The organism is Allomuricauda sp. d1, assembly GCF_039592695.1.
Classification (GTDB): domain Bacteria; phylum Bacteroidota; class Bacteroidia; order Flavobacteriales; family Flavobacteriaceae; genus Flagellimonas_A.
The window spans coordinates 36,763-60,926 of the sequence record NZ_JBBUTK010000003.1 but is presented as its reverse complement, the minus strand read 5'-3'; the positions used below and the strand labels follow the sequence as shown (position 1 = coordinate 60,926).

Genomic DNA, 24,164 nt, shown 5'->3' with positions numbered 1-24,164 from the left:
ATGTGGAATTTAGGTTATCTAAACATTATTTCTACGGATTGGGTCAAATTTTCCTACACTGATTCACTTTCTTTATCTATATTTACATCATCGATGAAATGCACTTTTTATCGATGAAATGCAAATCCCCCAAATACCATGAAGAACATTGTCATCTTTGGCGCCTCTGGACACGGAAGTGTCGTCTTGGATTGTATCAAGAAAGAAGGCAAGTACAACGTTGTCGGCTTTGTGGATTACTACAAAAAAAAGGGGAGGTACCACAGTGGTCACAAAATTTTGGGTAATGAATATGATTTGCCCTATTTGATCGACAAACACAATCTTTATGGCGGAATAGTTGCCATAGGCGACAATTGGACCCGAAAAAAAGTTGTGGATAAGGTGTTGCAAATCGTCCCTGGCTTCAATTTTATATCAGCAGTTCACCCCAGTGCAACAATCGGACTCAATGTCAATATCGGTGACGGTACAGTGGTTATGCCAGGGGCAATAATCAACGCCAATTGTGAGATTGGTAATTTCTGCATCCTCAATACTAATTGCTCCTTGGACCATGATGGGAAAATTGAAAACTATTCAAGTATGGCACCACGTGCCTGTGCTGGGGGCAACTTATCCCTTGGCTCTTTTTCTGCTATCTGTCTTGGTGCGAACGTCATAGAAAAAATCACCATAGCTGAACACTCGGTAATCGGTGCAGGATCATTGGTGATAGACGATATTGACAGTCATGTGGTCGCTTATGGTACGCCGGCCAAAACCATCCGAAGAAGAAATGTTGGCGACCCCTATCTAGGCCGAAATGAAAATGGCTCTGTCATTCCCTTTATCGCCAGAGACTTTTAATAAGCACTGGCAATCAATTTTCAGCAAAAGCATTCGCCTTATCTTAAAATGAGATTCGGCTTGGTTCTTTATTTGGTGATGGGCAAGTGACGTACCAATTCGTATAGATAGGCGTTGAGCTCAGCCATTTGGGATTTTCCTTTAGACTTTCCCAATCTTCCAAAGGCATAAAGCACAAACCAAATAATGACCAAAAAACCCATCCCAATCCACATCATCGTAATGTCGTGTCCCAAACTGTATTTGGAATAGGCAAAAATCCCAAGAATGATGAACAAGGTCGCCACACCAAAATGCAAAAACATAAAAAAGGTCCAAAGTGTGGGGTTGGGCCCAAATACCCCGTGAATGGTGCTTTTTCCTTTTTCAAATGAGGTGAGTTCCAAATGCAGTTGCGGTGACCAAAAGCTCGTACGTTCTTTGACAAACCTCAAATAGACGTGCTCATCGATCCTTTTGATTGTAAACGGTTTTTTGGGCTTGACATCAAAAACTGCCTTTAACGTATCCAAATCAGATAGTACGTCAATTTTAAACCTTGGCCGTAGCACAATTTCATTGGTAAGCTCACTCATTCATTGGTCATTAGGTCATAAAAAGATATCCATTTTTCGTAACAATAATGCTACTTTTGCCAAAATTTCAGAGCATGGGAGGCATTGTTGCCATTGTGGGAAGGCCCAACGTGGGCAAATCGACTTTTTTCAATCGTTTGATCCAACGTCGCGAGGCCATTGTTGATGCCGTTAGTGGGGTGACCCGGGATCGTCACTACGGTAAAAGTGATTGGAACGGCAAGGAATTTTCACTGGTTGACACGGGAGGCTATGTCGTGGGCAGCGATGATATTTTTGAACAAGAAATAGATAAACAGGTAGAATTGGCCATTGAGGAAGCCGATGCCATTATTTTTATGGTCGATGTGGAATCTGGCGTTACGGGAATGGATGAGGATGTCGCCAAATTATTGCGCCGTGTGGATAAGCCTATTTTTTTGGCTGTCAACAAAGTGGACAATGCCCAAAGAGCGGCTGATGCGGTGGAGTTTTATGGTCTGGGACTTGGCGATTATTTCACCATCTCAAGCATCAACGGCAGTGGTACCGGCGAATTGTTGGATGCCTTGGTCCAAGTGCTACCTGAAATCGAGGAAGAAGAAAGCGAGCTACCAAGATTTGCGGTGGTTGGCCGACCGAATGCCGGAAAATCTTCCTTCATCAATGCCTTGATCGGTGAAGAGCGGTATATCGTAACCGATATTGCCGGAACGACCCGCGACAGTATCGATACCAAATACAACCGTTTTGGCTTTGAATTCAATCTGGTCGATACTGCTGGTATTCGCAGAAAGGCCAAGGTCAAGGAAGATTTGGAATTTTATTCCGTGATGCGCTCCATCAGGGCCATTGAGCATTGTGACGTCTGTTTGTTGTTGTTGGATGCCACTCGCGGCTTTGACGGTCAGGTACAGAATATTTTTTGGCTGGCCCAACGCAATAACAAGGGTATTGTCATTCTGGTCAATAAATGGGATTTGGTCGAAAAAGAAACGAACACGGTGCGTGATTACACGAAAAAAATCAAAGAGGCGATGGAACCTTTTGTTGACGTGCCCATCCTCTTTATTTCAGTATTGACCAAACAACGCATTTATAAGGCTATTGAAACAGCCGTCGAAGTATATCAAAACCGTTCAAAAAAAGTGGTGACCCGAAAATTGAACGATGTGATGCTGCCCATCATTGAAAAGACACCACCACCATCGTATAAGGGCAAATATGTAAAAATTAAATTCTGTACACAACTGCCGACACCCTACCCCCAATTTGCTTTTTTCTGTAACCTGCCACAGTACGTTCGTGACCCCTATAAACGGTTTTTAGAGAACAAACTGCGTGAAAACTTTGATTTTACCGGGGTGCCCGTTACTATTTTTATTCGGAAGAAATAGATTTTACCATTTCTTTAATACCCTTCATTCAGGCAGTTCCATACCTTTAAGAACAACCAAAATCAATCAATCATGAAACGGACAGTCGTGTTACTGCTTTCTCTTTCCACATTTATCATCAATGCCCAAAAATCAGACTATGAAATGGTCGCGCAGACTGTAAATTATTATCTCGATGGTGGCACCAACAATGATTTCGAAACGCTCAAAAAAGCATTTCACGAAAACGCCACCATGAAATATATTACTGATGAAGGCTATAAAGAGGTGAATGCCTTGGAGTTTTTCTCAAGGATGGATGCCAGTAAGCCCAAACAAAACAGACAAACACGAATAGCCAATATCACCGTATCAGGCCATGCTGCCAATGCCCGTCTGGAAATTGAGTATCCCGACTTCTCCTTTATTGATTTTATGAACCTGCTCAAGATTGATGGAGAGTGGAAAATCGTCAACAAGATTTTCTATAGAAAGCCCACTATGGAAAACTAGTTACTCTAAAATTAGAGTATAAATCCCATCAATAGGTTCTCGGGTTTGCCCATCAATTTGTAAAGATTCTAGTCTGGGTATGCCGCCACAGCACTGACCAGTAGATAAACCGATTTCTGTATTGAACTGAAAAGTGAAATCCGCAGAGAAATTGAGGTTGAATTCGATAACGCCAACCTTCCATTGATTGTTTTGTATCAAAAGCCTTGGAATAGAATCTGAATTTGGGTCATAGATACTGATGTCAAAATCATCTGAACTATCTCCTGAGATTGTAATGTTTTCTAACGAATAGATGTCATTTTCAATAACATTTTCATCATTCTGAATAACCTCAATGATAAAAACAGGAGGTCCTATGCAGGATACTGCACTGCAGTCGAAATCATCACTGACTTCCCCAATACAGCCATTAAATAGGAAAATCGAAAAAATTAAAAAGAGCAGTTTTTTTATTGACATGAATCTTTTTGGTAAGATGATATTTATGGGAATGGTTGCTTTAACAATCTCGGTCAAAGAGCGTAGCGGTCTCATGTCAAGAATCTTACGTCTAAATGCTACCAACCCCCAGAAGCACCGCCACCGCCAAAACCTCCGCCGCCGAAACCACCACCAAAACCACCACCGCCAAAGCTTCCGCCGCCACCGAAGCCGCCACCTGAACCGCTGCTTCGGCCCATATTGCTGAGAATAATGATGTCCCAAATGCTGGGTGCACGACCCCCTCGGCCACCGCGATTGTTTCCTTTACCACCTCGGTTTCTACGGCGTGAGAGTATGATTAAAATGACAAAAAAGATGATGAAGGGCAACAATGACCGCAAGGGAAAGCCCTGTTCGTCGCCAAAAGTGCGTTCTTCCTTAAATTCGCCATTGAGCACTTGAAAAATGGCGTCGGCCCCAGCATCCAATCCACCGTAATAGTCGCCTTGTTTGAATTCGGGAATGATGACCGTTTCAATAATGCGCTTGCTCATGGCATCGGTCAACGATCCCTCAACGCCATAACCTGTGTTGATGGCGATACGGCGGTCATCTTTTGCCAAGAGAATTAGAATACCATTGTCTTTGTCTGCTTGGCCAATGCCCCATTTTTGACCCCATTGTGCACCTAGATAATTGATGTTCTCACCTTCGGTGGAACTGATGATCGCAGTCACAATTTGGGTTGAGGTGCTATCAGCGTAACCAATCAATTTCTGCTCCAACGCTGTTTTTTCCGAAGTGGAAAGCAGATTCACATAATCATAGACACTGGTTTCTTTTTCGGGCTTGGGAGGAATGTCAAACTGGGCCCAACCAAAATGGGAAATAAGAAAGAATGAAATCAGAAACATGCATTGCCATATTGATGTGTCAACATGGGAATTCCCCTCCTTTGGAGGGGTTAAGGGAGGCCTTCTCCCACATGAAGGGGTTAGGGGAGGCTCATCCTTTAGAAACTGCATCGCTCAATTCATTGATATCACCATGGTCCCATGGAAAATGGGCTTCCAGTTCTTTTCCAGCTTTCAATATACCTTCGACGATTCCCGTTTTGAAATCACCTTTTTTGAAGTGTTTTTGCATGACATCACGGGTACTGTCCCAAAAACCTTTTGGCACAGCTTTGTCGATGCCCTTATCCCCATAAATCACAAACTTATGGTCGTGTACCGCCACGTAGATGAGTACGCCGTTTTCATCCTTTGTATTGTCCATCTTCAAAAAATGGAACACCTGTTGGGCACGGCTGAAATGGTCAATTTTGGCCGAAGGCTCAATGTGCACCCGAATTTCGCCAGACGTGTTTTTTTCTGCCTTAAGAATGGCATCGACAATTTCTTGCTCTTCTTTGGCGGTCAAAAATGCCTCGACTTCTGACATGATCAATCAAATTCAAAGTTTACGTCAGGGGCATTTTCAGAACCGGGGTCTGCTTTATAGCGTGGCATTTCCTCAAAACCGAAAAGACCGGCGAGTAGTTTCCCGGGAAATTTGGTCGTATGGATATCGTATTTGTTCACCGCCTCATTGTAACGGTCACGGGCCACATTGATGCGGTTTTCGGTGCCCTCTAATTGTGATTGCAGTTCCAAAAAGTTTTGGTTTGCCTTCAGTTCTGGGTATCGTTCTACCGTGACCAAAAGCCGTGAAAGGGCGGAAGAAAGACCTGTCTGGGCCTGTTGAAATTGGGCCAACTGATCTGCCGTGATATTATTGGCATCAATGGTCGTTGCGGTTGCCTTTGAACGCGCTTCGATGACCTCTGTCAAGGTTTCGCGTTCAAAATCTGCGGCCCCCTGAACGGTCTTGACCAAATTGCCGATGAGGTCGTTACGCCGTTGGTACGAACTTTCAACATTCGACCAGGCAGTCTTTGCATCTGCCTCAAGTTCAACCGCTTTGTTGTTGAACCCAACTCCCCATTGGTAAAGGGCAAATGCAATAACAGCAAGAATGATTACTGGAATTAGCCATTTTTTCATTTTCGTGTGATTTAGTGTTTATTGTGGTTGTAAGATAAGTAGCTGACAGGCAGCTATTGTTACATCAGTTTAAAGTTGTTCCTTTATTTTTTGGAGCTCTGACTTTATTTTTTGGAGCTTTTCAATAATCTCAAAGTTTGACAATGTCTTGTGCTTTTCTTCTTTCAGATGGATTTTGGCGCCCTCGAGCGTAAACCCTCGCTCTTTGACCAAATGATAGATCAATTGCAGGTTTTTTATGTCTTCGGGAGTGAACTTACGGTTGCCCTTGGCATTCTTTTTGGGCTGCAGTACATCAAATTCCTTTTCCCAAAAACGAATCAATGAGGTATTGACCCCAAAGGCCTTGGCCACTTCGCCAATACCGTAATATCGTTTTTCAGGAAGTTCTACGTGCATCAGTCAAGCGATTGGTTCTCTTGGTTGGCAAACTTGAGCATGCTTTCGAATTCATCAGCCGTTAAACTGCCGTAGTAGAAATTGATGGGGTTGATTTTTTCATCATCTTTCCAAACTTCATAATGTAGATGGGGTGCCTCTGAACGACCTGTATTGCCCACAAAACCAATCAAGTCACCTCGTTGCACTTTTTGACCCACAGTGACATTGTACTTGCTCAAATGCGCGTACAGGGTCATATAGCCGTAACCATGTTCTATTCTGATGTGCTTGCCATAGCCCGAAGAGCGATTGTCGGCACGGGTCACCTTGCCATTGCCTGTTGCATAGATGGGCGTACCGCGTGGTGCGGTAAAGTCCATGCCCCAATGCATTTTTCGTGCCTTGGTAAAAGGGTCGGAGCGCCACCCGAAACCTGAGGCCATTCGGGTCAGGTTTTCATTGCTCACGGGTTGAATTGCGGGTATGGAAGCCAACAGCTTTTCTTTCTCTTCGGCCAATTTGGCGATTTCATCCAATGATTTCGATTGTATGACCATTTGTTTCTGAATGATGTCCAATCGCTTTGTCGCATCGATGATAATTTCAGAATTGTTGAAGCCCTCCAAAGATTTGTAACGGTTTACCCCGCCAAAACCGGCACGTCGTTGCTCTTCAGGTATTGGGTTGGCCTCAAAATACAAACGATAAATATTATTGTCACGGTCCTCGATATTGGCCAGAACCTGTTCCATCTGGCCCATTTTGCGATCCAAAATCTCAAACTGCAGTTCATAGTTACGCACTTCGCGCTCCAATGAAAGTTCTTTCGGAGTATTGACCAGACTGGTGTTTAGCAAAATGGTCAGGACGACGAAACCAAAAAGGGCCGAACTGAGCAAAAAGAAAAAAATGTTGCGATATTTTCGCGACTTCTTCTGCTCAATTTTCCGGTACGACAGCGTATCGGGATCGTAATAGTATTTTACCTTAGACATGCGGGAATTTCCCTATTTTTGGTCGTTCTTTTAACAGAAACAAACAAATATAAAAATTGTTTTGTAAGCACTGTTAAAATTCTTTAAAGTATCAATTTCGAAATGACGTCCCAAAAAGTTAGAGAACAGTTTTTAAGCTTTTTTAAGTCCAAAGAACATAGAATCGTTCCGTCGGCCCCCATGGTCATCAAAGACGACCCAACATTGATGTTCACCAATGCGGGCATGAACCAGTTCAAAGAATTTTTCTTGGGGAATTCCACTCCAAAGCACCAACGGGTGGCCGATACCCAAAAATGCCTTCGGGTGAGTGGCAAGCACAATGACCTCGAAGAGGTGGGCAAGGATACTTATCACCACACCATGTTCGAGATGTTGGGCAATTGGAGTTTTGGGGATTATTTTAAAAAAGAGGCCATCACATGGGCCTGGGAGCTGTTGACCGAAGTATACGGTATCAATAAAGACCGACTGTATGTTTCTGTGTTTGAAGGAAGCGACGATGCCGACAAACTCGAAATGGACAAGGAAGCCTTTGATCTTTGGAAGGCCATCGTGCCCGAAGACCGTATCATCATGGGTGACAAAAAGGACAATTTCTGGGAAATGGGCGACCAAGGCCCCTGTGGACCTTGCTCTGAAATTCATGTGGATATTCGCCCGGATGCCGAACGAAAGAAAGTTATCGGAGCTTCATTGATCAACCAAGACCATCCCTTGGTGGTTGAAATCTGGAACCTTGTTTTCATACAATACAATCGCAAAGCCAACGGAAAGCTTGAAGACCTACCTGAAAAGCATATCGATACGGGCATGGGCTTTGAACGCCTGTGCATGGTGCTTCAAGGGGTACATTCGAATTATGATACCGATATTTTCACACCGCTCATTCGCGAGATTGAGACCATCACCAACAAGCGCTACGGAAAGGACCAAGCGACAGATGTGGCCATTCGCGTGGTGGCCGATCATGTTCGAGCTGTAGCTTTTAGCATCGCAGACGGGCAGCTGCCCAGCAATACGGGTGCGGGTTATGTCATTCGCCGCATTTTGCGTCGCGCGATTCGTTATGGCTTCACGTTTTTGGATACCAACAAACCGTTTATCCATCGATTGGTGAACGTGTTGGGAGAGCAGATGGGCACAGCTTTTCCCGAATTGAAAAAGCAGCATCAATTGATCGAGAATGTCATCAAAGAAGAAGAGCATTCCTTTTTGGGCACTTTGGAACAGGGCTTGGTGTTGTTGGATTCCATCATCAAATCCGCAAAATCGAAAACCATTGATGGGCAAAAAGCCTTTGAATTGTATGATACTTTTGGCTTCCCCATTGATTTGACAGCCTTGATTTTAGAAGAGAAAGGATATGATTTGGATGTGGAAGGATTTGAAAAGGCCCTGCAAGAACAAAAAGACCGCTCCCGTTCGGCATCCGAAATCTCAAAAGCAGATTGGACGGTGCTCATGACCGACACCGAGCAAGAATTTGTGGGCTATGACATGTTGGAAGCCGACATACGATTGGTAAAGTATCGAAAGGTCACCAGCAAAAAAGAGGGTGAACAGTATCAGATGGTGTTCAATCTGACCCCATTTTATGCCGAAGGTGGAGGGCAAGTGGGCGATAAGGGCTATCTGGAAGCCCAGAATGGTGATGTCATCTATATCGTTGATACCAAAAGGGAAAACAACGAAATCGTGCATTTTTCCGAAAGTTTGCCCAAAGAAAAATCTGGAATTTTCAAAGCGGTAGTTGATAAAAAACAACGCCAGCGCACTGCGGCCAACCATACGGCCACCCATTTGCTGCACCAGGCACTTCGTGAAATCTTGGGCGACCATGTAGAACAGAAAGGCTCGGCGGTACACTCAAAATATTTGCGTTTCGATTTTTCGCACTTTTCAAAAGTGACCACTGAACAGCTTCGGGAAGTTGAGAATTTTGTCAATGCGCGCATTGAAGGGCAACTGCCTTTGCAAGAACAACGAAGCATACCGATGAAAGAAGCCTTGGCCGAGGGGGCCATGGCCCTTTTCGGTGAAAAGTATGGCGATACAGTACGAACGGTACGCTTCGGGCAGTCCATCGAGCTGTGTGGGGGAACCCATGTAAAAAATACAGGTGATATCTGGCATTTCAAGATTGTCTCTGAAGGTGCGGTGGCTGCCGGTATCCGTCGTATCGAGGCCATCACTTCTGACGCCGTGAAGGACTTCTACTTTGAGAACAACCGTAAACTGTTTGAAATCAAAGACCTACTTGGTAAATCACAAGATCCTGTGAAAGCCGTCACGGCTTTGCAAGAAGAAAATGCCCAACTTAAAAAGCAGGTAGAAAGTTTGTTGAAAGACAAGGCCAAAAACCTCAAGGGTGATCTGCTCAACGAATTTGAAGAAGTCAACGGAATCAATTTTCTGGCTAAAAAAGTGGACTTGGACGCAGGTGGAATGAAAGACCTCGCCTTTGAAATCGGTAATACCAAAGAAAATGTGTTTCTGCTCTTTGGGGCCGAGAAAGAGGGCAAGGCCCTGTTGGCCTGCTACATCTCAAAGAATTTGGTGGGGGAAAAAGAGTTGAATGCGGGCACGATTGTCCGTGAGTTGGGTAAATACATTCAGGGCGGTGGTGGTGGTCAGCCTTTTTTCGCCACGGCAGGGGGTAAAAACCCGGCGGGCATTCAAGAGGCCTTAAAGGAGGCAAAAAAATATATAAAATAAAAACTCCCCTCCTTTTTAAGGGAGGGGTGGCTCCCTGCCTTGGTCAGGGAGACGGGGTGGGTTGAATCAGACCTTTCCGTCTTCCGCTCCCGATAGTTATCGGGATGCGGAATCCACCTCCCCTCGTCTGAGGGAAGGAGTTGAAATAAATCGTATGAAAAAAGTCTTGGCGGGAATCATATTGGCACTGGCAGCGGTATTGATCTACAAATCATGCAACGATGATAGGGAGGATAAAAGAATCCTTCAGGAAAATTCCATGCTCATCCAGCAGCAGATTGAGAACGTTTCAAAACTGATCGTGACCGAAGGGCACTTCGCAGAGGTCTACAATTATGCGGATTCAAAAGCGCTTTTTGGGCCGTTGATCACCGCACAGAAAAAGGCACTGGTGGTCGTAAACGCTGAGGTTACCGTGGCGTATGATTTATCCAAGATTGATTTCAAAGTAGATGAGGAATCTAAAACATTGACCATCAAAAATATTCCAGAACCCGAAATCAAAATCAATCCCGATTTTGAATATTACGATGTCACGGCAGACTATCTGAATCCTTTTGACGCCAATGATTACAATGCCATCAAACGCAACGTGAATGCATCGTTGCTGAAAAAAGTGGAGGCATCTACGCTAAAATCCAACGCAGAAAACCGTTTGGTTTCAGAGCTTTCCAAATTTTTGGTGCTGACCAATAGTATGGGGTGGATATTGGTCTACAACCAAACCCCCATAGAAAAAATAGAGGAATTACATTGGCAACCCACCAAGACCATCGACTAAAACGATGTTTTTTCTTCCCTTGCTTTGGGTGATTTTTTCTCATAAAAAGAACCCCCAATCACCAAAGCTGCTGAGATGACCATCAAATTTTTGATGATGTACTGCCCCTCAATAGTTGGCATAAGAATATTGCTGTCTTGAAAAGTAACTTCCGGCAATATGACCAACGGCATAAACGTACCCACCATCTGGATGAAGAGCAGGGCAATGGCGATTCTAGTGGTCAATCTGAACAAAAAAGTAATGCCGATGACCACTTCCCACCACCCAATGATCGACAACCATTGTTCCGGAGACCCGAACGGCAACCATGCGACGGTAGCCTTCAAAAGACCCTCGGCGGCAGAAAGCCCAAAGGGTTTGAGTATGCCGAACCAAAAGAAAATAATGGCAAAGGAAATACGCAGGGCCGGCATGCCCCACAATTTCATTTGTTTTGCGATATGTTGGTCAATGCGTTTAAATGAGGATTTGTTCATGGTCAATCAAGAGTGGGAAATACATTTGAGCTCAATTGACCAAAACTTGGTCAACAAGGGCCAGTCCATCATCAATCAAATGCCCCACTTTCGGGTTTTGCCGTTTTACCGTTTCCAAATGCTTGAGAATTTCCCCTGCCAGCTCAGTATTGCTGTCTTTTTTGGCCAGTTCGTAGAGTTCTACGGATAACAACCAGTCGTTGGGGTACTGCTCTTTCAGCTCTAAAAACACCTTGCCACGTGAGATGGTGCGATCTACGCCTTCTCGCCAGTCACGAATGCGTTGGTACAAGGTTTCCAAACGTTGGCGTGCTGCCGTCTTCGGTTTTTTGATGGTGGTATCGGTGAGCTCATGGGTGACCAAATCAAAGCTGTTGACATCAGCCGGGCCATGAAATGCTGAAATGACCTCTTGCCCAACGGCCATGCTATAGGTTTCTGACCCCGATTCAAATAGTACCTTTTTGCCGTGGGTCACTTTGCAATTTTCAAAGGTCACCAACAAAATTTTGCCCTGAAGGTTGCGGGTGCCGGTAACAATTTTTCCGGTGATTTTGATGTTGCCGTCAAACTCAAGGGTAATGGTTTCGCCCTCGTAAATATTGTAGGCCTTTAAATCACGTGGCCCCATGTTTTCAATGGCCAGATTGATGCCCTTCAATTTGCCAACGGGCGTACCGAAACCATTGGTGTGTTTTTCAATGCCATGGCCTATGAGCTCTTTCTCCCGATAGGCAAGAGCAGTCGGCCCCTCGGTTTGAATGTAGACAGGCTCGCCATCATGGGCGATGACCTTGTCGAAATTTCCTGAAATCTGGAGTCCTGTGCTCAGCTCTACCGTGCCCAGTTCTTTGGAGTCGATCAATTTTTGCACTCCTTCCAGTCCACCTCTTCGTAATGCCATAGTATCGGCAAAATCTTCCAAGACCTGATTCAAAAAAGCAAAATCAGGAGTGACAAAAAGTTGTGGTTGGGGTTTGGTGATATCGAATTCAGTATGCACGGCTTCCATGGAATAGGGTAGTTTTTTGACCTTATCGGTCATGCACCATGTACTTTCTCCGATTGACGACAACAATCCAGCCCCATAAATTTTGGGATTGTCCACCGTGCCTATGAGACCATATTCCACAGTCCACCAATGTAGGTTTCGAATCAATGCCATTTCACTGGGTTCGCCCATATTGTTCTGCAGGTCTTCAATGCGCTTTTCTGCGGCTTCAATCTCGTCTTGTGGCGTGCCATCGGCCTCTTTGATAATGCTCAGATGGCGAACCGCTTCATAGAGTTCATAATCTTTGGCACTTGATATAGCCTTGCACCCAATTTCACCAAAACGCCGCAGATATTCCGCGTACTCAGGATTGGCGATGATGGGCGCATGGCCCGCCCCCTCATGTATGATGTCAGGAGCTGGGGTATATTCGATATTTTCCAACTGACGGATGTCGGAGGCAATGACCAGCACGTTGTAGGCCTGAAACTCCATAAAAGCTGCGGGAGGTATGAATCCGTCGACGGCCACGGCTGCCCAGCCGATTTCCTTTAAAATACGGTTCATACCGTACATGTTCGGGATGTGGTCAATGGAAATTCCTGTTTTTCGCAACCCGTCAACATACGATTTGTGGGCCACTTTGCTGAGGTAATCCACATTTTTTCGCATCACATACCGCCACACCGCTTGGTCAATGGGCGAATAGTCCTCATAATTTTGCGGTTTGATGTACTGCCGCAAGTGTTTCGGCAGCTTGTCAAGAATCGGGTTGCTTTCGTATGCTGTATCCATAAATTACTCTTTTTCATTCCCGCCCTTCGACTACGCTCAGGATAAACTTCGGCGGGAATCTGCTAAAATTTTTATCACATCTTTCTTTAAGCTTTGATAAACCTAGCCCGTCAATGTTTCAATCAATCTTCCCTCAGCGTCGTAAAATCCCCTAAAAGTAAAGGCAGCGGGCGAGGGCCCGTTAGCTTCCAAAGCTTCCAGTTTTTCTTTGGCCATATCCAACGTCGGCATTTGCCCTTCGGGCATCCACCACATTACAAAAAGTGAGGTGCCCTTGAGGTCAAACCATTTCTTCTTGTTCCGCAAAAAGTAACTGTGCACGCTTCCATAGACAAAATTTTTGAACGATTCCACATCCTCCCAAACACTGATATTGATGGCCATCATATCATCCTTAAAGGGAGACTCCAAATAAGAGGCTGGCCGACCTTGTTCATCTTTCAAGCGCCAAACAAAGCCTTTGCTCTCTTCTGCAAAGCGGTTCACCGGTTCGAGAAAATCAACGAACTCTTTCATCTGGGGGTCAGTCAACGGTGCCTTGAAACGGGCGATATTGGCTTGGGCGAGATGGAACATGGATTACTCTTTGCTTCACTGTAAAAATACGAATTGTTGGGGGGCAATGCCAACATTTTGGGAGAATGCCAAGAAGTTCGATCTGGCGTAAAGAAAAAACCTTTCCGCTCTTATGAACGGAAAGGTTTTTGGGTGGAACGAAGCTTCAACCTCACTTTTCTACTACAATAAACACTCAACCTCAGTTACTATAGATGCTTCGCTCGGCACTGAATATTGTTAAATTCGAAACCATTGACTGTCATCCTGAGCGCAGTCGAAGGGTTAGTTTGCGGCCACTGCGCTTTCAGGTGGATACGCTTCTAGAATTTGGGAAACAAATTCTCGAATTCGCTCTTCTTTCTTCTCAATATTATTGGTATTGCTGTTCAAAGTGCCGGCACCACGACCCTGCCATACCAACTCTTTGTTCTTGGCGTCAATAAGGTCTATGTACAGCGAACCCTCGGTTCGGGTAGAGACATTCGGTCCCCAGGCACCGCCCCAGCCCCAACCGGGACCCCAGAGCCATGGATTCCATCCACCCCAGCCAAAGCCTCCCCAGCCCCAGCCGCCCCAACCAAAGCCTCCCCAGCCCCAGTTGTTGTTGTAGACGTCAACCTGTTCACTCTCTTTGGTAAAGATGCTTATCAATAAATCAGGATTTTGTGACTTCACAAAACCACGGTTGCTGAGTTCAGTATCAATGGCTTTTAAAATTCGCTTTTTGTCAAGGTCAGAAATCTGGGCCTTGTCAATACCTGTTTTGTAGAAGGCATACGATCTGTATTCATTGAAGTTGGCCTCTTTATCATAATCAGAAACTACACGCACAGAAACGCATGAGCTCAAAAAGACGACCAATAAGACGGGTAAGGCTAAAAGTTTTAAATTTTTCATCATATCAATTTTTTTGAGTGAACAGCAATCTTAATTGAAAATATATCAAATACTGTGCCGAAAACCCTGATTTTAGCGGCGTAGCCCAGTTTTTTTGTCAAAACCATACGGACAGTGCCTACAGCCACTTTCGCAACAGTAACCCCGTTTCAGATGGTATTGTTCTGTGAACACCTTATAGCCTTCTTCAGAAAGATAATAATCACCCTCTTCGGGGGGAATGATTTTCTTCATTACTACTGAAAATCTAGCTCCATTTCTATAAAGTTAGTTGATTTTTAGCGATTTTACGAGCGTAGTTCACCTGATTTGTTGATAATATGGCCGACCTTTTGAAATTTTAACAACTAGAAGGCGTTATATTTGATATGAACCATCATTGGGGTATATGGTTGTAGTCTTTAGACATTTCTTTTACAAAAACTATGTGGGGCTCTCACTTTGGCCGTTCATCATTGTAAAAGAAAACCATCACAAAAAAGATACAGTGCTCATCAACCATGAGCGCATTCACCTAAAACAGCAGCAAGAGCTGTTCATTTTGCCGTTTTATCTTTGGTATGTAGGCGAGTGGTTGTTCCGCAGCGTTTTGTACCTGAACAGTTATCGCGCCTACCAGAACATCAGCTTTGAGCGAGAGGCCTATGCCAATGAGCACAACGCAGACTATCTAAATACCCGAAAACGATTTGCATTCTTGAACTATATTTTTCGATAGGTTCCCTTGAAAAGTAGAAATCAGCAAGTACACCTTCCATTTCTCGATGAACATGGTGTGCAATTGGTTATCAAGCGGGAAGATGAACTCCATCCCCATATTTCGGGAAACAAATACCGAAAGCTCAAATACAATCTTGTAAGGGCCAAAGAAATCGGGCATTCGACCCTACTGACTTTTGGTGGGGCATTTTCAAACCATATTTTGGCGACCGCTTGCGCGGGAAAGGAAAACGGATTCCATACCATAGGAATCATCCGTGGGGAAGAATTGGAAAACAACTGGCACGAAAATCCCACTCTGAAGATGGCTTCCGATTTTGGGATGCGGTTTCATTTTGTGTCTCGAGAGGGCTACCGAAAAAAGGCGGAATCCCACTTTTTGGAGGATTTACAGCAACGCTTTGGTAACTTTTACCATCTTCCCGAAGGCGGCACCAACACCCTGGCGGTCAAAGGCTGTGAAGAAATTTTGACTGTAGAAGATGCCAATTTTGATTGTATCTGCTGCGCTGTTGGCACGGGCGGCACCGTTGCGGGATTCATCAATTCCGCCACAGCGAATCAAACGGTACATGGTTATGCATCATTAAAGGGCGATTTCTTGATAGAAGCAATTCAAAAATTTGCCAAGGTCAAGAACTGGCAATTGGTTACAGACCATCACTTTGGAGGGTATGCAAAGGTGACGGCCGAATTGGTTCATTTTATCAATGATTTTTATGCCAAAACAGAAATTCCCTTAGATCCTATCTACACAGGTAAGATGCTATTTGGTATTTTTGACCAAATTAAAAAGGGTGCGTTCAAGCCGAAAACCCGAATTTTGGCCATCCATACCGGGGGGCTGCAGGGCAAAAAGGGCATGAACCGTGTACTGAAAAAGAAAAATTTGCCGTTACTACATTGATGAGAACACGAATTTTGTATGCAGTATTGGTGCTGGCACTTGTATCGAGCTGTGGCACCAAAAAGCGCACGGCGCGTCAGGGTGAAACAATCAAGAAACCGCGCACTGTCTATAATCCCAACACCGATATTGAAAAAACAAAGGTCAAAGAGGCAGAACTCTACCCTATGCCTGAAGACCCTGGGCGATTTTTGAAATTTCCTATCGCGAACACCAAAGAATATATCGAAACTTTTGCCGAGATTGCCCAGTATGAGATGCGTGCCTTTGGCATACCCGCTAGTATTACTTTGGCACAGGGTATTTTGGAGAGTGGTGCCGGAAAAGGCGAGCTGACCCAAAAAACAAACAACCATTTTGGTATCAAATGCCATACAGGCTGGCAGGGCGAGTTTGATTTTCATGACGATGATGCCCGGGGTGAATGTTTTCGAAAGTACAACCACCCCATGTTTTCGTTTCGTGACCACAGTATCTTTTTGTCCTCGCGGTCGCGATATGCCTTTTTGTTCAACTACCGAAAGGATGATTACAAAAAATGGGCGCACGGACTCAAAAAAGCAGGGTATGCCACGGATAAAAAATATCCCCAGAAACTGATTGCATTGATTGAAAGCTTTGAGCTGGATAAATATGATGATGAGGTCGTCAATGGAGGGTTGGATGTCGTCAGGAAGACCAAAGAATATGACGTCTTCACCCATATCATCCAACAGGGCGATACCTTGTACGGCATTTCAAAGTACTACGGTATTTCAGTGGATGAAATCATGCAGTTAAATGGTTTGGAGAGCACCAATATATCCATTGGGCAAGTACTGAACTTGAGACGCCCAAAGACGAAATAAAAGTTGTCATTCCTGCGGAAGCAGGAATCCAAGAAATATTTATTTTAGATTCCCACCAATGTCTATGCTGAGCATGTCACACTGAGCGCAGTTGAAGTGTAATTGAAGTAAGATACGGATTCTAAAGATTACCAGATTCCCGTCTTTACCGAATCAAGTTCGGCACAGGTTCGGGAATGAAAAAACGAATTAATTTATGCGATACGAAAGAAGCAGCGCACTGTTTGCGGAAGCGCAAAAATACATTCCCGGGGGGGTCAATTCACCCGTGCGAGCATTTAAGGCCGTGGGCGGGGAGCCCATTTTTATCAAAGGGGCCAAAGGGGCCTATCTCTATGATGAAGATGGTCACCAATACATCGATTATATTTCCTCTTGGGGGCCGTTGTTGTTCGGCCATGCCCATGAACCTGTCATCAAGGCCGTGGTTGAAAAAGCCAAAAAAGGAACCTCTTTTGGAATTCCCACTGAGATTGAGACCGAGTTGGCCAAGCTGGCGGTCAAAATGGTGCCCAATATTGATAAGATTCGATTCGTAAATTCTGGTACGGAAGCCTGCATGAGTGCGGTACGTTTGGCACGGGGTTATACTGGAAAGGATAAGATCATCAAGTTTGCGGGCTGTTACCATGGCCATTCTGATGCGTTTTTGATACAGGCGGGCAGCGGCGCAGTGACGTTTGGGAGTCCCAACAGTCCTGGGGTGACCCAAGGCACGGCCAAAGACACGCTGTTGGCCAATTATAACGATTTGGATGGGGTCAGAGCACTGGTAAAGGCCAACCAAGGAAAGATTGCGGCCATCATCATTGAACCTGTGGCGGGCAATATGGGTTGTATCATTCCAACCAAAGAATTCATTCACGGACTTCGTGAGCTCTGTACCCAAGAAGGGATATTGTTGTTGTTCGATGAGGTGATGACCGGTTTTCGCTTGGCAAAGGGCGGAGCACAAGAAGTGTTGGGCATTGATGCCGACATTGTCATGTTCGGAAAGGTCATTGGTGGCGGACTCCCGGTCGGGGCCTTTGCCGCCCGAGCGGAAATCATGGCGCATTTGGCCCCTGAAGGGCCCGTTTACCAAGCGGGTACCTTGAGTGGCAATCCCTTGGCGATGGCCGCGGGTCTTGCCATGCTGACCGAGATTGACAAACAACCAGAGGTTTTTGAAAGTATCACCAAAAAGACTGAGCATTTACACAACGGCATCGCTAAGGTCTTGACTGAAAAAGGCATAGTTCACCAAATCAACCGTTTTGGCAGTATGGTTTCCGTGCATTTTTGCGAAGACCCTGTTGTTGATTTTGCTTCTTCCGCCAAGGGCAACAACGACACCTTTAAAAAATACTTTCATGGCATGCTCGACCAGGGCATTTATTTACCGCCCTCTGCCTTTGAAAGCTATTTTTTAAATGATGCCATCAGCTATGATGATTTGGATAGGACGGTTGCGGCGGTGAAAAATACCTTTTAAAAGATTAATAGCTCCTCCCTTTGGATAAAGGGAGGTGTCTTAACACGAAGTGTTAAGACAGAAGGGATGGTTTTATCCACCCTTTCCGTCCTCATTTCATTCGGACACATTTCCCTGTCCAGGGAAAGGAGCCGCCAACTATGCTGATTTGGACAGGGTGGTTGAGGCGGTCAGCACTATTTTTTAAACTGTGGTTCGAGCGGGCATTCCATCCATTTTTGTAATTTTCAGGTAATGACACGTGACACCATCAATATCAACGATTTTATTGTTTTGGTCGAAGCCGCCAATTCAGATACGGACACCATAGATTCGTGTCGATTTGATGAGCCTTTGATTGCCGTGGCCTTTTATGGTTCGGGCAACGTGCATCTAAACATGAAAAATGGCGACCAGAACAACGAATACGACAATACCAAAGGATTGGCCATTTCTTTTTATGCAGACCCTACCATAGAGTGTATCCATACGGTGCCTGCCAATAAGCCTTTGGAGTGTGTGCTTATTGCGACCGCGCCCAAAAACCTTCAGAACCTGCCCAATGGTGAGGGAGAGCTGTTCACGGGGCTTCTAAATGAACTCGTCAATCCGTCGGATTCGTATGTTGAAGGCCCCCGTTTTTTTATGACCCCTGAAATGGAGCAAATCGTGAACAACATCTTTAGCAACCAATACGAGGGCAAGGCAAAGATGATGTTCTTCCGCAGTCAGATAACCGCGTTGCTGTCACATTTTTTTTGGCAACTCTCGAATTTGGAGACCGAAACCATCAACTCCACAGAGCGTGAAAAACTCTTTCAGGCCAAGGAAATCTTGTCCCAAAATTTGGATGCCCCGCCATCATTGACCGAACTCTCCCGACAAATCGGACTCAATACCTTTAAACTGAAAAAAGAGTTTAAAGAACTTTTTGGCGTACCGGTGTTCAAATACCTTCAAAACGAACGCATGACCAAGGCACACGACCTGATTCGCAGCAAAAGTGCCACAGTGCAAGAGGCTGCGTGGCATGTGGGCTATGACAGTCTGAGTTCATTTTCAAACGCCTTTACCAAGAAATTTGGTTTCCGCCCCAGCGAGATAAAGGCGTAGTCACATTCTCCTTTTCGAACAAATCATACTCCCGCTCAAACAAGTGATGCCGTTGTCGCTGGCATAGTTTTGTCTTGTCATTAAAAAACGAGCAGTTATGAAAACTTTTAGAGCACTATGCATCGGAGCGATCATCTGGATTTTGGGCGTCACCATCTATAGCCTATCCTTTTTGGTTCCTGTATTGGAAAATGTAGAAGAGCAGGCCAATTTGGTGTTGATGGTTGCGGTCATCCCCTTGATGTGGTATGGGGCAAAGCAGTACTACAAAACAGACAACCGTACCCATGGAATGTGGGTCGGGCTTACCTTTTTTGGCGTCGCTGCTATATTGGACGCCTTGATTACCGTGCCCTTATTGGTCGTGCCGAATGGAGGCAACCACTATGTTTTCTTTACTGACCCGGGCTTTTGGCTCATTGGCGGCATATTCGTTACTACTCCCATAATCTATAGGCAATTGAAAGGAATCGGAAAAGCACAATAATCAGTACAATCAATCAAAATCATGAACCATGGAAATTACAACAAGCAACCTCACCCTTTTCGCAACAACACTTTTGGTCGGGCTTACAGCAGGACTTTGTTTCACCTGGGGAAACGCCGTCACCCCTGGTATTGGACAGTTGGACGACCTGAAGTATCTCGAAGCCTTTCAGAAAATGAACCGCAGCATTGAGAACCCTCTGTTCTTTGTGGTGTTCTTCGGCTCTTTTTTTGTGGGCCTTGCCACAATCTTTGCCAATCGGGGCGTTTCAGCATACCATTTTTGGGTGGTACTGGCCGCAGTGCTGATTTATTTTTTGGGCGTGGTCTTGGTCACTGTCTTTGGCAATGTGCCCCTCAACCAGATTTTGGACAAGGCTGATTTGGCGAACAGCTCTCTGGATGAACTGCGTGCCTTGCGCGAACGGTTTGAACAGCCATGGAACCGTTTTCATACGGTTCGGATCATAACAGCCACCATTTCTTTTGCGCTGTTGTTATTGGTAGGAATTAATAAATAGGTATAAACATCAAAAATCGAAACATCATGAAACAGAACATTTTAGTATTGGGCGGAACGGGAAAAACGGGAAAACGCATCGTAGAACGTCTGAACCGCTTGGGCCACAACGTACGTGTGGGCTCACGTAGTGCCAACCCCTCCTTTGACTGGAACCAGCCCGCCAATTGGCCCACCGTTCTGGAGGGGATGGACAAAATCTACATCACCTACCAACCCGACCTAGCGGTGCCCGGGGCCAAAGAGGCCATTGAGGCCCTGACCAAAGTGGCGCAGGAAAAAGGCGTACAAAAGTTGGTCTTGCTTTCGGGCAAGGGCGAGGTAGAGGCCGAGCGTTGTGAGCAAATCGTGTTGAACAGCGGTATCGATACGACCATCATTCGCGCCAGCTGGTTCAACCAGAATTTTAGTGAGAGCCATTTTTTGGGGCCCATTCAACAAGGGATGGTCGCCCTGCCGAATGTCCATTCAAAAACACCCTATGTAGATGCCAATGATTTGGCCGATGCAGCCGTTGAAGTATTGTTGAACGATGGCCACAAAAACCAAATTTATGAACTCACTGGACCACGCTTGCTGACCTTTGAAGGGGTCGTTGCTGAAATCGCCGAGGCAACAGGTCGCGACCTGAAGTTTATACCCATTTCGTTGGAAGACTACGTGGCCGCCATGAAAGAAATGGGGCTGCCCGGTGATGTGGTGTGGCTGATTGAATATCTGTTTACCGAAGTATTGGACAATCTCGACAATCAAGTCATTACCAACGACATTGAAAAACTATTGGGCCGTAAACCGATTGATTTCTCAGACTATGTTGCTAAAACGGCTAAAACCGGTATTTGGAAGGAAGTTGTTGAGGCATAACAGTTGTCATTTTGAAATAGTTTTTTTAAAAGCTCCTTCCCTTGGATAAGGGGAGGTGGCTTATTACGAAGTAATAAGACGGTAGGAATTGTTTTGTCTACCCTTTCCGCCCTCTCCCGATCACTGTCGGGATTCGGACACCTTTCCCTAGCTAGGGAAAGGAGCTTGAAATATTTTATATTTTAGGCTGTATATGAAAAAACATGACAAGCCTGAACTAAGGGAAAACAGAAAAGAATTACGTCAAAGCCTGACTTCTGCCGAGGCCTTTCTGTGGAAACACCTTCAGAATAAAAATCTTGAGGGCCGAAAATTCAGGAGGCAACACAGCATAGTAAACTACATCGTAGACTTCTATTGCGCTTCAGAAAAATTGATTATCGAACTGGATGGCCAAGGACACTTAAACCCAACGGCAGAAGAAAAAGACCAAAAACGGGACAATTATTTGGAGGGCTTAGGGTTTACGGTACTCCGCTTTGAAAACAAAATGGTGTTTGACAACTTGTCTTCGGTACTTCAAGGAATCACCGATAATTTTAGAAAATAGCGTCAGCTCCTTCCCTTGAATAAGGGAAGGTGGATCCCGCACATGCGGGAGACGGAAGGGATTGATTTTTTAAATGAAAGCTGTTTTGACAACCCTTTCCGCTTCCACTTTGTGGAACCACCTTTCCCTAGCTAGGGAAAGGAGCCAGCAGCAATGTTGATTTGGATTGGACAGTTGAGGGGTAAAACACTTTTAACCCTATTTAAGTTTCTTTTCAATTGCTTTTAATATTCTTTTTAAGTCATTTTTTCTTTTGGACTCAAGTATTGCCATGTCACTAGGTTTATTTACAATATATTCTGCAAGTCTAACTTTACTTGGAAATTCTCTGTTCAATTTTTCGCATTTCTTTTCAAGCCAGCCTATCTTGTTTATATCTGGAATCAACTCAGGATCAATTGTGACCACATTTTGCCCCCATGCTTCAAATTCGTAATTAATTGCTTCTAGAAGTATTTCAGTTTTTATATAGTCTTCAGTAGATAATCCTTTGTCTAGTTGAACAATTTGATTTTCATTAATTCCGGCTTCAATTAGTTTCTTTTTTATCGAATCTCCACCTTGGTCACCGTCCGCCAAGTAAATTAATTTTGCCGCTTCAAATTCAAAATCTTTAGCTTTTTCTTGCGAAACAGTTGCTATCCCAGGTGCCACTTGGAAATCAAGATAATCTGTATTTGAAGATTCTCTAAACATTCTTGGTAGGAGAATTGTCTCAGAAGGCCCTTCAGCTATAATTGCTTTTCTCGCTAGTGTCATTGCAATAACATTTGCCCCCATTGCCAAAAGTATAGGCGAAAAACCTCCTGAATTACCCCAGATAGAGTTTTTCAAAAGGCTATGTCCAGAATCGATGCCATCTTTTTCAATCACTTCAACAGCTTTTATACCACTTCCCAGATCACTTGGGAGACAACCAGCAGAATGAGTAGTATATATAATTGAGTTAACAATACACTGTTTTTCAAATTCTCTAACTAAATCTGATTGGCCTGCATAATGTAAATGCATTTCCGCTTCATCGATTAATAGTATAGGAGGAACATCCCTTTCTCGAACCGAGAGAAATGCTTTTAGCGCAATGTACATTTTCATCCCCTCACTTCTTGAAATCACTTCGGTATAATTATCGCCAGATGATATAATAGAAATGGTTATGGCACCTGGATCTAGGAGTAACCTTGGGTACACATCTGATTGCGACCAAGATTCAGCATATTCTTTTTTTAAATTGACATTCGCAATGTCTTGCAATTTCAATCTTTCCCCTTCGTCCTTTTCTGCCACCACTTTAAGGTAGCTTTCAGCCTTTATTCCGGCAACAGAAAGCAAATTGGCAATTGCTTTGCTTGGAGAAGCTAACTCTGAAACAGTGTAAGACCCTTTTAGATATCTATCACCATCGTCAAATAATATGAATTTTGGCCGATGTTCATTAAAGTAATCAAGAAGACTTCTCTCCGGGTGTTCTTGTTCTTCTACTTCTAAAAGATTATCGAAATGTTCTTTCAGAATCGTAATCTGTTTTTGGGAGGACTTATTAATGTATCCTAAATCATCATTTAGTACCGATTGGATATAATGAATTAAATTAAAAGCATTTGAAGATAAATCATCGTTTGGTCGTTTAATTTCATCAAGAAGAGTTTCAAAAAGCTGTTTCAGACTTTTTCCCTCTATTTCTTCAATCACTTCATCTTCAAAAAAATTATGATTTAGAACTTTTTGCAAATATCGTTTTGAAAGAAATTGATCAATGAATTTGATTATATGGCTTCTCTTAGATTTATCTCTTTCAACCTTAGTTAAAATCTTATGATTAATTTTGCCATCTACGGTCTTCGAATATAAATACTGCCTAATTTTCCCCTTTCCATTAAACTTAGATACCAAAGAACGTTCTTCTTTGTTCAACAAATATGTTACCTCAACAACAGTATCATTTGAAGATAAGCTATGACCTTTTGTTAATTCATTCTTTTCGTAAGGTTCAGTGTTTTCAATTGATAAGAGGGCTGAAAGAAATGAACTTTTTCCAGATTCATTTGCTCCAACAAATGCAAGAAGGTGTCTATCAAGGGTGACGGTCGCATTGATAAATCTTCTATAGCCATTGATTCTTACAAACTGTGGTATCATAATCTAACTAAATAGAAATTAATTTTACTGATTTATACCATTCATATTTTCATTTTTCAGGGTATGAAAACATAAGTAATAGAATAATTTTTTGGGGAAAGAAATTGTGCAGGTAATATAAATGTTAAAATAGTATTTTCCAATACACAAAAACCACAAAAAAACTGGGGTTTCCCCCAGTTCTTTTTACAAATCAACCTGAA

The 24,164-nt window shown here is 44.0% G+C and carries 27 protein-coding genes; 14 read left to right on the top strand and 13 right to left on the bottom strand.

Annotated features, from left to right (window positions below; all coding sequences use genetic code 11):
• Window positions 1–138: 138 nt before the first annotated feature.
• Window positions 139–849 (top strand): acetyltransferase, encoded by a 711-nt coding sequence (locus tag AAAH86_RS12145; protein ID WP_343487918.1) that lies wholly within the window; start codon window positions 139–141, stop codon window positions 847–849.
• 68 nt (window positions 850–917) lie between these two features.
• Here AAAH86_RS12145 and AAAH86_RS12140 read toward each other — a convergent pair whose 3' ends face one another.
• Window positions 918–1,424, bottom strand: coding sequence for a GTP-binding protein (locus AAAH86_RS12140; protein WP_343487917.1), 507 nt, complete (start codon window positions 1,422–1,424; stop codon window positions 918–920).
• A 74-nt stretch (window positions 1,425–1,498) separates the two neighbouring features.
• Between AAAH86_RS12140 and der the strand changes: the two genes are divergently transcribed.
• Together der and AAAH86_RS12130 are read left to right on the top strand one after the other, a co-directional pair.
• Window positions 1,499–2,800 carry a ribosome biogenesis GTPase Der gene (gene der, locus AAAH86_RS12135; protein ID WP_343487916.1) on the top strand — a complete coding sequence of 434 codons (1,302 nt, stop codon included), beginning with the start codon at window positions 1,499–1,501 and terminating at the stop codon, window positions 2,798–2,800.
• 72 nt (window positions 2,801–2,872) lie between these two features.
• Window positions 2,873–3,292 (top strand): nuclear transport factor 2 family protein, encoded by a 420-nt coding sequence (locus AAAH86_RS12130; protein WP_343487915.1) that lies wholly within the window; start codon window positions 2,873–2,875, stop codon window positions 3,290–3,292.
• Here the strand turns inward: AAAH86_RS12130 and AAAH86_RS12125 are convergent, their stop codons facing one another.
• The 6 genes from AAAH86_RS12125 to AAAH86_RS12100 form a co-directional block, all read right to left on the bottom strand.
• A complete protein-coding gene (locus AAAH86_RS12125) occupies window positions 3,293–3,754 on the bottom strand; it encodes a hypothetical protein (protein WP_343487914.1) in 462 nt (153 codons plus the stop codon).
• Window positions 3,755–3,852: 98 nt separating this feature from the next.
• A complete protein-coding gene (locus tag AAAH86_RS12120) occupies window positions 3,853–4,632 on the bottom strand; it encodes a TPM domain-containing protein (protein WP_343487913.1) in 780 nt (259 codons plus the stop codon).
• Between the two features lie 91 nt (window positions 4,633–4,723).
• Window positions 4,724–5,161: a TPM domain-containing protein gene (locus tag AAAH86_RS12115; RefSeq protein WP_343487912.1), complete on the bottom strand. Its 438-nt coding sequence runs from the start codon at window positions 5,159–5,161 to the stop codon at window positions 4,724–4,726.
• A gap of 2 nt (window positions 5,162–5,163) precedes the next feature.
• Window positions 5,164–5,763 (bottom strand): LemA family protein, encoded by a 600-nt coding sequence (locus tag AAAH86_RS12110; protein WP_343487911.1) that lies wholly within the window; start codon window positions 5,761–5,763, stop codon window positions 5,164–5,166.
• Window positions 5,764–5,832: 69 nt separating this feature from the next.
• The gene (locus AAAH86_RS12105; protein WP_343487910.1) at window positions 5,833–6,162 is read right to left on the bottom strand and encodes a MerR family transcriptional regulator; all 330 of its coding nucleotides are present in this window, start codon (window positions 6,160–6,162) and stop codon (window positions 5,833–5,835) included.
• Window positions 6,162–7,139: a M23 family metallopeptidase gene (locus AAAH86_RS12100; protein WP_343487909.1), complete on the bottom strand. Its 978-nt coding sequence runs from the start codon at window positions 7,137–7,139 to the stop codon at window positions 6,162–6,164. Before AAAH86_RS12100 ends, AAAH86_RS12105 begins: the two co-directional genes overlap by 1 nt.
• A 102-nt stretch (window positions 7,140–7,241) precedes the next feature.
• Here AAAH86_RS12100 and alaS point away from each other — a divergent pair, with 102 nt between their 5' ends.
• Window positions 7,242–9,857 (top strand): alanine--tRNA ligase, encoded by a 2,616-nt coding sequence (gene alaS, locus AAAH86_RS12095; protein WP_343487908.1) that lies wholly within the window; start codon window positions 7,242–7,244, stop codon window positions 9,855–9,857.
• A gap of 154 nt (window positions 9,858–10,011) precedes the next feature.
• A complete protein-coding gene (locus AAAH86_RS12090; protein ID WP_343487907.1) occupies window positions 10,012–10,638 on the top strand; it encodes a DUF4230 domain-containing protein in 627 nt (208 codons plus the stop codon).
• On the opposite strand, the gene AAAH86_RS12085 is transcribed toward AAAH86_RS12090, so the two are convergent.
• From AAAH86_RS12085 to AAAH86_RS12065, 5 genes are all read right to left on the bottom strand, one after another.
• A complete protein-coding gene (locus tag AAAH86_RS12085; protein ID WP_343487906.1) occupies window positions 10,635–11,117 on the bottom strand; it encodes a DoxX family membrane protein in 483 nt (160 codons plus the stop codon). The two genes, AAAH86_RS12090 and AAAH86_RS12085, sit on opposite strands and share 4 nt — an antisense overlap.
• A gap of 31 nt (window positions 11,118–11,148) precedes the next feature.
• Window positions 11,149–12,906 (bottom strand): aromatic amino acid hydroxylase, encoded by a 1,758-nt coding sequence (locus tag AAAH86_RS12080; protein ID WP_343487905.1) that lies wholly within the window; start codon window positions 12,904–12,906, stop codon window positions 11,149–11,151.
• Between the two features lie 102 nt (window positions 12,907–13,008).
• Window positions 13,009–13,482, bottom strand: a complete 474-nt coding sequence (locus tag AAAH86_RS12075; RefSeq protein ID WP_343487904.1) for a DUF3291 domain-containing protein — start codon at window positions 13,480–13,482, stop codon at window positions 13,009–13,011.
• Window positions 13,483–13,746: 264 nt separating this feature from the next.
• Complete coding sequence (locus AAAH86_RS12070) at window positions 13,747–14,361, bottom strand: DUF4136 domain-containing protein (protein WP_343488356.1); 615 nt, start codon at window positions 14,359–14,361, stop codon at window positions 13,747–13,749.
• A gap of 72 nt (window positions 14,362–14,433) precedes the next feature.
• Window positions 14,434–14,595, bottom strand: coding sequence for a DUF5522 domain-containing protein (locus AAAH86_RS12065; protein WP_343487903.1), 162 nt, complete (start codon window positions 14,593–14,595; stop codon window positions 14,434–14,436).
• Window positions 14,596–14,749: 154 nt separating this feature from the next.
• On the opposite strand from AAAH86_RS12065, the gene AAAH86_RS12060 reads away from it, so the two are divergent.
• From AAAH86_RS12060 to AAAH86_RS12020, 9 genes are all read left to right on the top strand, one after another.
• On the top strand, window positions 14,750–15,079 hold the full coding sequence (locus AAAH86_RS12060) for a hypothetical protein (RefSeq protein WP_343487902.1): 330 nt from the start codon (window positions 14,750–14,752) through the stop codon (window positions 15,077–15,079).
• Between the two features lie 6 nt (window positions 15,080–15,085).
• On the top strand, window positions 15,086–15,988 hold the full coding sequence (locus AAAH86_RS12055) for a pyridoxal-phosphate dependent enzyme (RefSeq protein ID WP_343487901.1): 903 nt from the start codon (window positions 15,086–15,088) through the stop codon (window positions 15,986–15,988).
• A complete protein-coding gene (locus tag AAAH86_RS12050) occupies window positions 15,988–16,836 on the top strand; it encodes a glucosaminidase domain-containing protein (RefSeq protein WP_343487900.1) in 849 nt (282 codons plus the stop codon). The genes AAAH86_RS12055 and AAAH86_RS12050 overlap by 1 nt, the downstream gene beginning before the upstream one ends.
• A 196-nt stretch (window positions 16,837–17,032) precedes the next feature.
• A complete protein-coding gene (gene hemL, locus AAAH86_RS12045; RefSeq protein WP_343487899.1) occupies window positions 17,033–18,310 on the top strand; it encodes a glutamate-1-semialdehyde 2,1-aminomutase in 1,278 nt (425 codons plus the stop codon).
• Window positions 18,311–18,544: 234 nt separating this feature from the next.
• Entirely contained in the window at window positions 18,545–19,402 is an 858-nt protein-coding gene (locus AAAH86_RS12040; RefSeq protein ID WP_343487898.1) for an AraC family transcriptional regulator, read from the top strand.
• A gap of 97 nt (window positions 19,403–19,499) precedes the next feature.
• Entirely contained in the window at window positions 19,500–19,889 is a 390-nt protein-coding gene (locus tag AAAH86_RS12035) for a DUF5367 family protein (RefSeq protein ID WP_343487897.1), read from the top strand.
• A 28-nt stretch (window positions 19,890–19,917) separates the two neighbouring features.
• Window positions 19,918–20,409, top strand: a complete 492-nt coding sequence (locus AAAH86_RS12030; RefSeq protein ID WP_343487896.1) for a DUF1772 domain-containing protein — start codon at window positions 19,918–19,920, stop codon at window positions 20,407–20,409.
• 26 nt (window positions 20,410–20,435) lie between these two features.
• The gene (locus AAAH86_RS12025; RefSeq protein ID WP_343487895.1) at window positions 20,436–21,272 is read left to right on the top strand and encodes an NAD(P)H-binding protein; all 837 of its coding nucleotides are present in this window, start codon (window positions 20,436–20,438) and stop codon (window positions 21,270–21,272) included.
• 193 nt (window positions 21,273–21,465) lie between these two features.
• Window positions 21,466–21,822, top strand: a complete 357-nt coding sequence (locus AAAH86_RS12020) for an endonuclease domain-containing protein (protein WP_343487894.1) — start codon at window positions 21,466–21,468, stop codon at window positions 21,820–21,822.
• Between the two features lie 198 nt (window positions 21,823–22,020).
• Here AAAH86_RS12020 and AAAH86_RS12015 read toward each other — a convergent pair whose 3' ends face one another.
• On the bottom strand, window positions 22,021–23,961 hold the full coding sequence (locus tag AAAH86_RS12015) for an AAA family ATPase (protein ID WP_343487893.1): 1,941 nt from the start codon (window positions 23,959–23,961) through the stop codon (window positions 22,021–22,023).
• Window positions 23,962–24,164: the final 203 nt, after the last annotated feature.

What these genes read in the sequence shown, in the direction of transcription:
- AAAH86_RS12085 (WP_343487906.1), bottom strand. Translation starts at nt 11,117, where the DNA reads ATGAACAAATCCTCATTTAAACGCATTGACCAACATATCGCAAAACAA.
- AAAH86_RS12115 (WP_343487912.1), bottom strand. Translation starts at nt 5,161, where the DNA reads ATGTCAGAAGTCGAGGCATTTTTGACCGCCAAAGAAGAGCAAGAAATT.
- AAAH86_RS12035 (WP_343487897.1), top strand. Translation starts at nt 19,500, where the DNA reads ATGAAAACTTTTAGAGCACTATGCATCGGAGCGATCATCTGGATTTTG.
- AAAH86_RS12080 (WP_343487905.1), bottom strand. Translation starts at nt 12,906, where the DNA reads ATGGATACAGCATACGAAAGCAACCCGATTCTTGACAAGCTGCCGAAA.
- AAAH86_RS12020 (WP_343487894.1), top strand. Translation starts at nt 21,466, where the DNA reads ATGAAAAAACATGACAAGCCTGAACTAAGGGAAAACAGAAAAGAATTA.
- AAAH86_RS12070 (WP_343488356.1), bottom strand. Translation starts at nt 14,361, where the DNA reads ATGAAAAATTTAAAACTTTTAGCCTTACCCGTCTTATTGGTCGTCTTT.
- AAAH86_RS12040 (WP_343487898.1), top strand. Translation starts at nt 18,545, where the DNA reads ATGACACGTGACACCATCAATATCAACGATTTTATTGTTTTGGTCGAA.
- AAAH86_RS12100 (WP_343487909.1), bottom strand. Translation starts at nt 7,139, where the DNA reads ATGTCTAAGGTAAAATACTATTACGATCCCGATACGCTGTCGTACCGG.
- AAAH86_RS12065 (WP_343487903.1), bottom strand. Translation starts at nt 14,595, where the DNA reads ATGAAGAAAATCATTCCCCCCGAAGAGGGTGATTATTATCTTTCTGAA.
- AAAH86_RS12105 (WP_343487910.1), bottom strand. Translation starts at nt 6,162, where the DNA reads ATGCACGTAGAACTTCCTGAAAAACGATATTACGGTATTGGCGAAGTG.
- AAAH86_RS12140 (WP_343487917.1), bottom strand. Translation starts at nt 1,424, where the DNA reads ATGAGTGAGCTTACCAATGAAATTGTGCTACGGCCAAGGTTTAAAATT.
- AAAH86_RS12110 (WP_343487911.1), bottom strand. Translation starts at nt 5,763, where the DNA reads ATGAAAAAATGGCTAATTCCAGTAATCATTCTTGCTGTTATTGCATTT.
- AAAH86_RS12075 (WP_343487904.1), bottom strand. Translation starts at nt 13,482, where the DNA reads ATGTTCCATCTCGCCCAAGCCAATATCGCCCGTTTCAAGGCACCGTTG.
- AAAH86_RS12090 (WP_343487907.1), top strand. Translation starts at nt 10,012, where the DNA reads ATGAAAAAAGTCTTGGCGGGAATCATATTGGCACTGGCAGCGGTATTG.
- alaS (WP_343487908.1), top strand. Translation starts at nt 7,242, where the DNA reads ATGACGTCCCAAAAAGTTAGAGAACAGTTTTTAAGCTTTTTTAAGTCC.
- AAAH86_RS12130 (WP_343487915.1), top strand. Translation starts at nt 2,873, where the DNA reads ATGAAACGGACAGTCGTGTTACTGCTTTCTCTTTCCACATTTATCATC.
- AAAH86_RS12025 (WP_343487895.1), top strand. Translation starts at nt 20,436, where the DNA reads ATGAAACAGAACATTTTAGTATTGGGCGGAACGGGAAAAACGGGAAAA.
- AAAH86_RS12120 (WP_343487913.1), bottom strand. Translation starts at nt 4,632, where the DNA reads ATGTTTCTGATTTCATTCTTTCTTATTTCCCATTTTGGTTGGGCCCAG.
- der (WP_343487916.1), top strand. Translation starts at nt 1,499, where the DNA reads ATGGGAGGCATTGTTGCCATTGTGGGAAGGCCCAACGTGGGCAAATCG.
- AAAH86_RS12050 (WP_343487900.1), top strand. Translation starts at nt 15,988, where the DNA reads ATGAGAACACGAATTTTGTATGCAGTATTGGTGCTGGCACTTGTATCG.
- AAAH86_RS12060 (WP_343487902.1), top strand. Translation starts at nt 14,750, where the DNA reads ATGGTTGTAGTCTTTAGACATTTCTTTTACAAAAACTATGTGGGGCTC.
- AAAH86_RS12015 (WP_343487893.1), bottom strand. Translation starts at nt 23,961, where the DNA reads ATGATACCACAGTTTGTAAGAATCAATGGCTATAGAAGATTTATCAAT.
- AAAH86_RS12030 (WP_343487896.1), top strand. Translation starts at nt 19,918, where the DNA reads ATGGAAATTACAACAAGCAACCTCACCCTTTTCGCAACAACACTTTTG.
- AAAH86_RS12145 (WP_343487918.1), top strand. Translation starts at nt 139, where the DNA reads ATGAAGAACATTGTCATCTTTGGCGCCTCTGGACACGGAAGTGTCGTC.
- AAAH86_RS12125 (WP_343487914.1), bottom strand. Translation starts at nt 3,754, where the DNA reads ATGTCAATAAAAAAACTGCTCTTTTTAATTTTTTCGATTTTCCTATTT.
- hemL (WP_343487899.1), top strand. Translation starts at nt 17,033, where the DNA reads ATGCGATACGAAAGAAGCAGCGCACTGTTTGCGGAAGCGCAAAAATAC.